Origin of the sequence: Collinsella sp. CLA-SR-H006 (assembly GCF_040097075.1) — a bacterium.
Classification (GTDB): Bacteria; Actinomycetota; Coriobacteriia; order Coriobacteriales; family Coriobacteriaceae; genus Collinsella.
On record NZ_JBBNPD010000001.1, the window covers coordinates 341483 to 352694 of the forward strand.

The following is an 11212-nucleotide window of genomic DNA, read 5'->3' on the forward strand; positions in this document are numbered from 1 at the left end:
ACGTTTAGCGATCGCCTGCGACAGGCTATGTCCGATCGCGACGTTCGCCAGTCGGACGTGATCCGCGCATCGGAGATGCTCGGCAAAAAACTCGGCAAGAGTCAGATGAGCCAATATGTGAGCGGCAAGACGATCCCGCGGCGCGATGTGGCTGAGCTGCTCGCCCGTATTTTGGAGGTCGATGTTACCTGGCTGCTTGCCGGCGACGCCGATCAAGGCGAGGCATCATCACCCCGCAACGATTCCAAGCCCGAACCCCATCCCTCAGCTCAAATTGCAAGGAGCACCACCATGCGTACTTTTTCTAAGTCCACCAAGCTCGATAACGTCCTGTATGACGTGCGCGGTCCCGTCGTCGACGAGGCCGCCCGTATGGAGGACGAGGGCGAGCGCATCCTCAAGCTCAATATCGGTAACCCGGCGCCCTTCGGTTTCCGCACGCCCGATGAGGTCATCAAGGACATGCGCCAGCAGCTGCCCGACTGCGAAGGCTATTCCAACTCGCGTGGCCTGTTCTCCGCGCGCAAGGCGATTATGCAGTATTCGCAGATCAAGGGCCTGCCCAACGTTCAGATGGAGCATATCTACACGGGCAACGGCGTGTCCGAGCTCATTCAGCTTTCGATGAACGCGCTGCTCGACAATGGCGACGAGATTCTGATCCCCAGCCCCGACTATCCGCTCTGGACGGCGTGCGCAACCCTTGCCGGCGGTCATCCCGTACACTATCTGTGCGATGAGCAGGCGGATTGGTATCCCGACCTGGAGGATATGGAGTCCAAGATCACGAGCGCGACCAAGGCCCTCGTCATCATCAACCCCAACAACCCCACGGGTTCCGTCTATCCGCGCGAGGTGCTCGAGGGCATCGTCGAGGTTGCACGCAGGCATCAGCTGATGATCTTTGCCGATGAGATCTACGACCGCCTGTGCATGGACGGCTACGAGCACGTCTCGATTGCCTCGCTCGCCCCCGACCTGCCCTGCGTCACCTTTAGTGGCCTTTCCAAGTCGCACATGATTGCGGGCTATCGTATTGGCTGGATGGTGCTTTCGGGCAACCAGCGCTGCATGAGCGACTTCATCATGGGTATCAACATGCTCTCCAACATGCGCCTGTGCTCCAACGTGCCGGCTCAGTCGATCGTTCAGACGGCACTCGGTGGTCATCAGTCCGTTAACGACTACATCCGTCCCGGCGGCCGTGTCTACGAGCAGCGCAACTTTGTGTATGAGGCGCTCAACAAGATTGACGGCATCTCGGTGGTTAAGCCGCGCGCGGCGTTCTACATCTTCCCCAAGATGGATGTGAAGAAGTTCAACATCACCGATGACGAGCAGTTCGCCCTCGACCTGCTGCACGAGAAGAAAATCCTGATCACGCGCGGCGGCGGCTTTAACTGGGCCGAGCCCGACCACTTCCGCATCGTGTACCTGCCGCGCATGGAAGTGCTCAAAGAGTCGCTCGAAGACCTCGCCGACTTCTTCGATCATTACCGCCAGGCGTAACGGCAAAGGTAGCCTGTAATGAAACGGTCGGCCCGCAACGGATGCGGGCCGACCGTTTTCTGTCTAAGCCCGTGCTGTTAGCACTTGTCTCGTTGAGCGGGCGAGGTTCGCGTGTGAGCGGTAAGTTCTATTCCAAAATGGAATACAGTGGGCTTAAGCTGGAATTGATGTCCGGGTACCTGCTTTTCTAGAATGTTTTCAACAAGATGAAAGGCGGTTCCAACCAATGATTATCGATGCAAATTCCTACTGGTTCGACGAGCACATCTTTCATGACGAGACGCTCTGCGAACAGTTTTTGGCCGAGGTACCCCGCGCCTATGACACCGAAGGCTATCTGACCATGAATTCCGCCGGCAAACGACAGATCGTGATCGAGATGCCCGCCGGTTCTCCGGGTCTTAACTACATTGAGGGCGACTACACCCTCGAGAAGCGCTTGGCCGATATGGATGAGGCGGGGGTCGACAAGGCGATCCTCAAGCTCCCCGGCTGCCACGAGTGGATGTCGCTCGAGATGTGCCGGCGTTTCAACGACGGTATGGCTGCTGACGCGAAGGCGTCAAATGGCCGTCTGATTCCGCTTGTCGCCGTGCCGCCCTTTGGCACCAAAGCGAATTTGGAGGAGCTCGACCGCAGGCTCGACGATGGTTTTGCGGGCGTGCAGCTCTGCGCTCACTACGGCAAGCGCTATCTCGACGACCAGGTCTTCTCGAGCTTTTTCGAGCACCTGAACGAACGCCATGTCACCGTTTACGTGCACCATGTTCCCGTGCCGGTCGAGAACGAGTCGCTTCTCGCGTACGACAACCTTCGCCGCTCTTATGGCCGCTGCGTCGACCAAACTACGGCGATCGGCCGAGAGATCTTTGGTGATTTCTTTGAGCGCTATCCCAATATCAAGATGGTCCACTCCATGCTCGGCGGCGCATACTTTGCGTTCAAGGAGATGCTGCTGCCTCATGGTCCCAAGCGCCCTGATGCTTCTGGCCGTTTTCAGGTCGATACCGAGACCGTTTCCAGGCACCTCGAGAACAACATCTATTTCGACATGTCCCATGCCCAGCCTTGGGGCAAGACACTCCTCGCCTGCGCGGTTGACGTGCTGGGCGCAGACCATATTGTTTTTGGCACGAGCTATCCCGTCAAACGCGAGTGGCTCACCGAGGGTGTCGCCTGCGTTCGCGCTGCAAATCTGAGCGATACAGACAGCGACCTTGTGCTTGGCGGTACGGCGCAGCAACTGTACGGTGTCGAGTGAGCGGCAATCAGAGGGGAGTATCTGCCATGGGCGAAGGAGAGATGAGGGCTGGGGCCGCTCGTGTGGCCATCGATCTTGGGAACGTGTTGCCGTTCGACGGTTTCGACGAACTCCGTCATGAGGTCTTCGCCCGTGCCCTTATCATCGAGGGGACGGGGCGACGCGCCTGCGTCCTTTCGCTTGAGGTCACCTCGATCGCTCCGGCTCTACTCGCCGATCTGCGTGAGGTTGTTGAGGATGCCGCCAATTGCAGCGGTGCTTATTCTTGGGTGGTTCCTACCCACACGTTTTCCATGCCTCACGTCCGCACTTCCGGGCATCTTGCCGACGATGCTACCCGCAATTGCAACGAGCGCTATCGCGCAGCGCTCGTCGCTGCCGCCCGCACGGCTGTCGAGCGCGCTGTTGCGGGCATTCACTCTGCCACGCTCGCCACTGTGGAGGGCGAATGCCCCGTGAACGTTAATCGCGACATTGAGACGCCTGCCGGCTGGTGGTTGGGCTCGAATCCCAGGGGGTTTGCCGACCACACGATGCCCGTACTCGCCATAAGGGATGCCGGGGGCGAGTATGTTGCCGTGCTCGCGACGGCGGACGTTCAGTCCTCCGTGCTCGACGGGTCGCGCGACTCCGAGGGGAGGCGCATGGCGAGCGGAGACCTCTTTGGTTTTGCCGCCATGTCACTCGAGCGCGAGCTGGGCGGCGTTGCCCTGTTGCTGCCAGGCGCCGCGGGCGACCAAGGTCCGGCGGAGCGCGCCATGAACGTCATGTTCGATGCGGCCGGCGTTAAGCAGACGGTCGATGCCCATGAGGACGGATACCGCATGCTGCACCAGCAGGGGCAGGCCTTGGGCAATGCTTTGATCGAAGCCGCTCGCATGGCGCGTGAGGATGACGCTACCGGCATTGATGCCCGCACGGTCGACGTTCTCCTGCCCGCTCAGACACGCGCCGATTTTCACTCTTTGGCTCCGCACCGAACGTATGAGTTTCATGCCGCTGGCGAGCAGCGCACGAGGGTCTATCTGCTCCGGCTGGGAAACGTCGAGCTTGTCGGCGTACAACCCGAGGTCTCGAGTGCATTCGGCGCCACTGTGCGCGCCGCCCGGTCCGGCTCTGTGTTCTTTGCCACGCTCGTCAACGGCGGACAGAAGTACCTACCGGCTCCCGACGCGTACGAAAAAATCACCTATGAGGCTATGAACTCCGGTTTTGCCGCCGGATCCCATGAGCGCCTCGTCGAAATCATCATTGCCGCCTTGAATGCGGCGTGACACAGAAGGAGAACGTGCATGAACATTGGACACGCGCGCCGCAAAATTACCCCACAGGGCGACATCTACCTGATTGGCTACCGCAATCTTCCCAACCGTCTTGAACCTGCGACGGGCGTCCATGATGACGTCTTCGCCAACGCCATCCTCTTCCAGCAAGGCGAACGTGAAGTGTTTCTTTTTAATGCCGATGTCCTCGAGTTCGAGGAAAGCATGGCCGAGGAAGTCAAGACAATGCTCGCCGAGCGCTATGGAATCGACCGTGACTGCGTTTTGCTCTCGGCGACGCACGACCATACTTCAATCGTCGCTTACCACCGCAGCTGGTGGACGGGAAAATTCGACGAGAACTACTACCGCTGGTTCCTCGATACCATTTGCCAATGCTTTGAGGAGTGCCGCGCCAACGCACAGCCCGCGATTTGTCGCTTGGGCAAGCAGGTCATCACCGGTTTCTACGACAACCGCATCATCCCAGGTGAACTCGCCGACAATGAGGTCATTGTCGTATCGTTCTTCGATACCGAAGGCAAGCCATTTGCGGGCTTTGTGAACTGGGCGGTGCATTCCGCTTGCGTCGGACCCGACTGCACGGAGCTCACGAGCGAACTCGCCGGTCTTACCGGCAAAAAGCTCGCTCAGAGTCTTGGTTACTATCCGGCCATGGTCGTCGGTGCTGCTGGCGACTGTAGCGACCGCAATTTTCGCCAGGGACGCGGCATTCCCGAGGTCGAGCGCGTTTCGACCGGTCTTGCCGAGGCGATTTCCCAGATCAAGCTCGATCGCGAGGTCGTTCTCGACCGCATCGAGCCTCAGACGTTCTATCACACCGTTGCCCATGACGACTTTTCGCTCACGCTTAAGTGTGCCGTCATCAGTTTGGGCGGCCTGCATCTCTTTGTGTTCCCGAGTGAGCTCGGCAGCGACTTGGGTATTCGCATGAAGCGCGAATGCCCGGTCGAGGGAATAGTTTGTGGTTACACCAACGGCTATTTCGAGTATTTCCTTCCGGCACGCGAGTACGGCCTCTCCTTTGAGACCGAGCGTACTCAGATTCCCCAGGGCGAACCGGAACGTCTGTGTGACAAGTTCTGCCAGACGACGAGACTTCTCGGCGCAGCAGATTCGCGTTTGTAGACCTGATTGCGTGACATGGGCCAATGAGGCTCGCCGCCATGTGATCGGCATCTTCCATCTTCTCTGCCGTTTCGCATCCCGGGCGTACGTGCGTCCGCGGATTTCAAAGGGGGAAGCGGGTTCCTTGCCCTCCCACGTCGACTACGGAGGCATGAAATCGATGCTATACCCCGCTCAGAAAAAGGAGAATTCCATGAAATACCAGAAGCTTTGCGATGAAATCATCACAAAGGTCGGTGGTCGAGACAATGTGTTAGACGTGAGCCACTGCATTACGCGTCTCCGCTTCCACCTCAAGGATGAATCGCTCGCCCAGACCAATGAGCTTAAGGCGACGAAGGGCGTCGTTGACGTCATCCAGGCCGGCGGACAGTATCAGGTCGTGATTGGTGCCACTGTCGAGGCCGTCTACAACGACCTTGTTCAGATTGGCGGGTTCGACTCCAAACCCGCACTCGATATCGATGAAGGCGACGACGTCAAAAAGGGCGATCCATTCTCGCGTCTGCTGGCCATCATCTCCGAGATTCTGCAACCGGTTCTTGGCGTGCTTATGGCCGGTGGCTTTATCAAGTCGATGCTCGCGCTCTGCACGGTTGCCGGTTGGCTTGCCAAGGACAGCAATACGTATGTGACGCTCTCGGCAATCGGAGATTCGGTCTTCTATTACTTTCCGCTAATCATTGGCTGGACGTCGGCCAAGAAGTTCGGACTTAAGCCCGTTATGGGAATGGCGCTCGGCGGTATCCTCGTCTACCCGACGCTCGTTGCCCTTATGGGCGGAGATCCGCTCTACACGCTCGGCGCCGGCACGGTCTTCGAGTCCAATGCCTACGGTGATATTTTTGGCATCCCGCTGATCATGCAGAATTACTCATCGACGATTCTGCCTGCGATCTTTATCGTCTGGATTGCCTCCAAGGTGCACAAGGCCCTTTCTAACGCGCTGCCCGCGCTTGTGAGCTCGTTCTTCTCCAACATCCTAACGCTCCTCATTTGCGGCATCCTTGGCCTGCTTGTGGTCGGTCCGGTCATGACGGTCCTCTCCAACATCGTTGCCCAGATCATTCTGATGCTCATCAACTTCCAACCCGCCATCGCCGGCTTTGTCATCGGCACGTTCTGGAGCCTGCTCGTCATGTTCGGCCTGCACTGGGGTATCATCCCGCTGTGGTTCCTCGATGTCGCAACCTACGGCTATGACCTCATTAACCCGCTCGTGTATGCAGGCGGTTGTGCCATCGCCGGCGCTGTGCTTGGCATGATCATCCGAACCAAGGACTCCGAGGAAAATGCTGCCGTCAACATTCCCGCCCTTGTCTCTTCGATTTTCGGTGTCAACGAGCCTGCGCTTTACGCCATCTTGCTGCCGCGTAAGCGCCTTATGTGGGCAACCTTTATTTCCGCTGGTGTAGGCGGCGCCATTGCCGGCCTCATGGGTGCCAAGCTCTATGCCTTCGGTGCCTCCGGCCCGCTCGGTTTCCCGAGCTTTATTAACCCTGCCGGCATCGACACGGGCTTTATCGGCCTTGTCATCTCCGGTGTGGTCGCTTTCGTTCTGGCTCTTGTCGCCGCTATGGTGATCGGTACCAAGAAGGACGAGGGCGGTAAGGCACTCAACATCTCGGTGGACTAGTCTTTCTGCGCACTTTGATTAAATATGCCTCGGACGGCGACGTGCCGCCCGAGGCATATTTGTGTTTTGTGCCGCTGTCATCGTGTTTGCGGACACAGGTCTGCGGTTGTGGAGCAGCGGGGATTATGACGGGCGTGCCACGGTGGAAGACGTACGGTCGCCCTGCAGGAGCTGACGGTAGGGGAGGAAGCCGATGAACGAGACGACCGCCTGCGAGTGCGCGGCGTTCCGCTTGAGGTAGAGCCTGACCTCGGAGGTCGCCGCGGGCTCAAGCGGCACCAGGGCTACCTTTCCGCTGGCAAGCGATTCCGCCGGCTTGCGCATGAGGAATGAGACACCGGCGCCGCGTGCGACAAGAGAGATGATGTTCTCGGCTCGTTTGCCGGTGAACGTAACACGTGGGCCAAATCCAGCTTCGCGGCAAATGGAAAGGACGAGCTCGCTTACGAACGAGCCTTGGGGAAGCATGAGGAAATTCTCGTCGATAAGGTCGTCTATCTCGACGGTGTCACGTTCGGCGAGTGGATGGTCGAGCGGAAGGACGGCCACGAGCCGGTCGGTCGTAAAGGGAATCTTTTTGAACTCCGGCTCGATGGCGCCGCTGTCACGGATGAAGGCCAGGTCAATGTCCTCGTGTAGGAGCATGCGCTTGAGTGTGTCGCCCTCGCCCTCGATGAGCTCGACAGAATATGAGGGGTTCGCCTGCTGAAAATCGATGACGGCGTCCGTAATCCCATAAGGGGCCATAATGGGGATAGAACCTACGGTGAGGTGCTCGAGCGGCTCACCTGCACCTATTTGAATGGCGGCAAGATAGCGATGCTGAAGCGTCGCAATTTTTTGCGCATAGGGGAGGAGCGCTTCACCTTGCGTGGTGAGTGTTACGTGGCGCTGGCTTCGATCGATGAGCTTGCAGCCGAGTTCGTGCTCCATTGCCATGATGTGCTTGGAGAGGGTTGATTGCGACATGAAAAGCAGTTCCGCCGCATCAAGAAACGTGCGTGACTGCGCTAAGATGGCGAATTCGCCAAAGCGGCTGATATCCATAGGGAGGCCTCCGGTACCCTCATTTTGGCGGGTGGCCTAAACCACGACGCCGTTGCAGTGGTCGATTTCGTGCTGGATGATTTCGGCGGTGTAGCCCGAGAAGTTTTTGATGCGGTGAACGAAGTTCTCGTCCAAATACTCCACCTTAATGCGACGATAGCGGGTACAGGGACGCTCGCCGATCAGCGAGAGGCATCCTTCGCTCGTCTGATAGGCATTGACCTGCTCAAGAATTTGAGGGTTGTACATCAGGAGTGTCCTGTTGCCGTCCTTTACGCAGATGATGCGTTTGCGCACGCCGATCATGTTGGCGGCGAGGCCCACGCACTCGCGCTCATGCTCGTGGAGTGTATCCAGGAGATCCTGCCCGGTTGCGGCATCGTCGGGTCCCGCGTCTTCGGAAGGCAGACGCAAAAAGAACTCGGATTTCATGATGGGTTTAATCATGGCGGGCTCCTCATGTCTTATGCTTTCGTGGACTTTTAATAATAGCGCGGAAGGAAAGCTGTGCGTCCGCGTTACAATCTTTCGACGTTGGACCATGTTGCCAGATTCGTCGTGTACGGCGTCTGGCGTAAGTCTAGGGCTCATTTTCGCCCTGGACTGTTCCTCTGGGGCGATGCGACTGTCGTTCCAAGAGGAAGGAAATGCATGGGGAGCAAATCTCAGCAACAAGTTCAAGTAACGCCATCGGCCACTGCGGCGATTCTCGTCGTAATGTATATTGCAGCCTTTGTTGCCGCGTTTAACGAGAACATCATTAACGTGGCGTTGCACGACATTATGGCAGCCTTTTCGGTGAGTGCCACCACGGCACAGTGGCTCGTCTCGGGCTACATGATCGTGACGTCGATCTTTACGGCCATCATGGCCTTCCTGTCCGGCCGTTTCTCGACGCGTAAACTGCTGTTTTTCGCATGCGGATGCATGGTCGCCGGCGAAATCCTGTGCCTGGTCGCTCCGTCGTTTAGCGTTTTGCTGCCAAGCCGTATTTTGCAGGCTGCGGGATCGGGCATCTTGTTCCCGCTCATGATGAACGTGGTGTTGTCTTGCGCCCCGCGCGAGAAGCTCGGTCTGTATCTGAGCCTGGGCGGTGCCTGCATTACGCTGGGGCCGGCGTTTGGACCTGTGATCAGCGGTCTTATGTGCACGTTGTTTGGCTGGAGGGCGGTGTTCGTAGTGCCGCTGGTGGGCGGCATTGTGGTCGCTGCGGCGGGCGTAAAGCTTGTTCAGAATGTCGGAGAGCGCTCGAACGCCACGCTTGATATTCTGTCGGTTGTTTTGCTCGCTGCCGGCATTACGGCATTTGTGTATTCCGTAGGCGAGTTCTCGACCAATCTGATTGCCGGCATCGTGACGCTCTTCGCCGCCCTTGTGCTGCTCGGCCTGTTTGCGGCCCGCCAGCTCAAACTTGAGCATCCGGTGCTTAACGTGCGTCCCATGGCGAGCGTTCGCTTTTGGCCTGCGTGCCTGCTTGTGGTGGTGTCGATGATGACGACGTTCTCGATGAGTGTTTTGTTGCCGCTCTATTTTGAAGGTGCCTACGGCATGACCGCACTTGTTGCGGGCCTGCTCATTTTGCCGGCGATTGCCTGCAACGCCGTGACCTCGATTGTGGGCGGACGCGTGATGGACGCCCGTGGCGCATGGCCGCTGTTGCCGGTCGGCTTTGCCCTGATTGCCGTGGGGCAGACTGCAATCTCGATGACGGCGGCAAGCATGAACATCGGCGTCGTCGTGGCGCTGACCGTTGTGGTGTATGCCGGAGTCGGTTTGGTGCTGAGCCCCTCGCAAACGGCCGGCTTGGAGACGCTGCCTGCCGCTGAACATCCTCACGGAACGGCATTGCTTAACACGTGGAATATGATTGCCGCGTCGTTTGGCCCGTCGCTGTTTATCGGTCTGCTCTCGAGTTCTGCGGCGACCGCCGGCACCGCTGGCGCTGCGACGGACGTTGCCCAGGCGATTGGATTTGCAGCTGCCGTGCGTGTGGCGGCTGTAATTGCCGTGGTCGGGTTCGTGGCGTCGCTGGTGTACGCTCGTCGCGAGTCACACATGTCGCATTAATGTGTGCACATAGATTCTGCAGCTAGATTGGATGGCGACACCATAAACTAATGGACGTTTTGCCGAGAGGCATGAATGTTTAAAGCGCAAAGAGTGCGCGACGGGCCCCGCGAATGGGGCGATGATGCCCGAGAGGGCCAAGAAGGAGTCTCATGTCCGAGAACGAAGAGATCATGAACGAGACCGAGAACGAGACCGTGGCTGCCGAGGTTGAGGCAGTCGAGACCGTGGAGACCGAAGCTGCCGAGGTTGAGGCTGCTGACGAGGTTTCCGCCGAGGAGGAGGCCGAGGTTGTCGAGGCCGCCGTTGATTACGATGACGAAGAGCTGATGGACAAGATGCAGAAGGCCGCCCGCCTGCTGCGTAGCCGTCGCTTTGCTATTTCCAAGGAGGAGGAGGCCAAGGCCGAGCGCATGGCGAACATCGAGCGCGCCATCAAGCTTCTTGACCTCAAGCCCAAGATGGAGCAGAAGGAAATGTCCGACCTGCTGGGCATGCGCCTTCGTGAGCTCGATGGTCTGATGGCCGAGGCCGAGGCTGCCGATCTGGTCGGCCGCATCGACGACGCCGAGGGCGATATGCGCAAGATCGTTGTCTTCGCTGCCGAGGATGCCGCTGAGGGCCTGGTCGAGCTTGCCAACAAGAAGGAGAAGCTCCTGCCCGAGCTTTCTTACGAGGAGGCCACCGAGCTGATGGCCGCTCTCGATAAGGTCATCGCTCCGCTCGTCGCCATGGGCCTGGACGAGGACCGCGGTCCTCGCGGCGGCCGTGACGATCGCGGTGGCCGTGGCGGCGACCGTGGCGGTCGCGGCGGCTTTGGCGATCGCGGTGGCCGTGGCGGTGACCGTGGCGGTCGCGGTGGCGATCGTGGCGGCCGTGGCGGCTTTGGTGACCGTGGCGGCGACCGTGGCGGTCGCGGCGGCTTTGGCGGCAACCGTGGTGGCTATGGCGATCGCGGCGGCAACCGTGGCGGCTTCGGCGGCAACCGCGGTAACGACCGCGGCGGTCGCGGCGGCGATCGTGGCGGCCGCAACGGCGGCGGCTTCCGCGGCAACCGTTTCTAGTTTGGTTACGCGGTTTTACCAAACCGCGTAACTAGTTGACGCTGCGCGCCCACCAGAGCGACAACTTGTCATTCAAAGAGGACGGCATGACCAGAAGGTCTATGCCGTCCTCTTTTCATGCCAATTTGTTCGCTCTGGTGGGCGCTCGCTCATATGACCCAATCCGCTGTCAAGAGCCACAATGGCCCCGCCGACCGCTTGCAATCGGTCGGCGGGG

At 59.0% G+C, this 11212-nt stretch carries 9 protein-coding genes; 7 read left to right on the plus strand and 2 right to left on the minus strand.

The annotated features are described in order from the left end of the window. Positions 1-27: 27 nt before the first annotated feature. The 5 genes from AAA069_RS01580 to AAA069_RS01600 all read left to right on the plus strand — a co-directional run bounded on the left by AAA069_RS01580 (position 28) and on the right by AAA069_RS01600 (position 6817). Positions 28-1509, plus strand: a complete 1482-nt coding sequence (locus AAA069_RS01580; RefSeq protein WP_117637011.1) for an aminotransferase class I/II-fold pyridoxal phosphate-dependent enzyme — start codon at positions 28-30, stop codon at positions 1507-1509. A 226-nt stretch (positions 1510-1735) separates the two neighbouring features. Then, the gene (locus tag AAA069_RS01585) at positions 1736-2770 is read left to right on the plus strand and encodes an amidohydrolase family protein (protein ID WP_161145033.1); all 1035 of its coding nucleotides are present in this window, start codon (positions 1736-1738) and stop codon (positions 2768-2770) included. 26 nt (positions 2771-2796) lie between these two features. Next, positions 2797-4044: a hypothetical protein gene (locus AAA069_RS01590; protein WP_196032465.1), complete on the plus strand. Its 1248-nt coding sequence runs from the start codon at positions 2797-2799 to the stop codon at positions 4042-4044. Positions 4045-4062: 18 nt separating this feature from the next. Continuing rightward, entirely contained in the window at positions 4063-5181 is a 1119-nt protein-coding gene (locus AAA069_RS01595; RefSeq protein WP_196022222.1) for a neutral/alkaline non-lysosomal ceramidase N-terminal domain-containing protein, read from the plus strand. Positions 5182-5374: 193 nt separating this feature from the next. Continuing rightward, entirely contained in the window at positions 5375-6817 is a 1443-nt protein-coding gene (locus tag AAA069_RS01600; protein ID WP_349127389.1) for a PTS transporter subunit EIIC, read from the plus strand. A 123-nt stretch (positions 6818-6940) separates the two neighbouring features. Here the strand turns inward: AAA069_RS01600 and AAA069_RS01605 are convergent, their stop codons facing one another. Beyond that, a complete protein-coding gene (locus tag AAA069_RS01605) occupies positions 6941-7864 on the minus strand; it encodes a LysR family transcriptional regulator (protein ID WP_349127390.1) in 924 nt (307 codons plus the stop codon). Between the two features lie 36 nt (positions 7865-7900). Further along, positions 7901-8311 carry a peptide deformylase gene (locus AAA069_RS01610; protein ID WP_035137030.1) on the minus strand — a complete coding sequence of 137 codons (411 nt, stop codon included), beginning with the start codon at positions 8309-8311 and terminating at the stop codon, positions 7901-7903. A gap of 204 nt (positions 8312-8515) precedes the next feature. Here AAA069_RS01610 and AAA069_RS01615 point away from each other — a divergent pair, with 204 nt between their 5' ends. Further along, complete coding sequence (locus AAA069_RS01615) at positions 8516-9931, plus strand: MFS transporter (RefSeq protein ID WP_196032477.1); 1416 nt, start codon at positions 8516-8518, stop codon at positions 9929-9931. A gap of 152 nt (positions 9932-10083) precedes the next feature. Further along, the gene (locus AAA069_RS01620; RefSeq protein ID WP_196032480.1) at positions 10084-10995 is read left to right on the plus strand and encodes a hypothetical protein; all 912 of its coding nucleotides are present in this window, start codon (positions 10084-10086) and stop codon (positions 10993-10995) included. Positions 10996-11212 lie beyond the last annotated feature (217 nt).